This window comes from Flavobacterium cupreum, assembly GCF_003996965.1.
Classification (GTDB): domain Bacteria; phylum Bacteroidota; class Bacteroidia; order Flavobacteriales; family Flavobacteriaceae; genus Flavobacterium; species Flavobacterium cupreum.
In genome coordinates, this window is sequence record NZ_QWDM01000208.1 from 1 (window position 1) to 299 (window position 299).

Here is a 299-nt window from a genome sequence, read left to right on the forward strand (position 1 = left end):
CGTTAGCATCAAAAGTAGGCAAACCCAACGCTTTTGCAAATGACAATGCGCTATCAGCAAGCAGCGCATAGGGCAGTTGTAGACGTTGAAATGCTTCGACTTGATCTTCCGTGGTTTGCGTGCTCATCCCGAATACTTCAACGCCGAGCGACTGCAAGTCCCCATAGCTGTCGCGGAAAGAACAGGATTGGGGCGTGCAGCCTGCCGCACCCGGAATAGCGGCCCAGCCATCAGGAACAGGTATGCCGGGTTTGCCCGTCATGGGATAGCAATAGAGAACAAGCCATCCGCCATACGTT

Annotated in this window: 1 protein-coding gene; it reads right to left on the reverse strand. The window is 53.8% G+C overall.

The window, feature by feature from the left end:
• Positions 1–299 (reverse strand): redoxin domain-containing protein (locus D0817_RS27190; protein ID WP_127341021.1); only part of this gene is annotated, 299 nt, incomplete at both ends.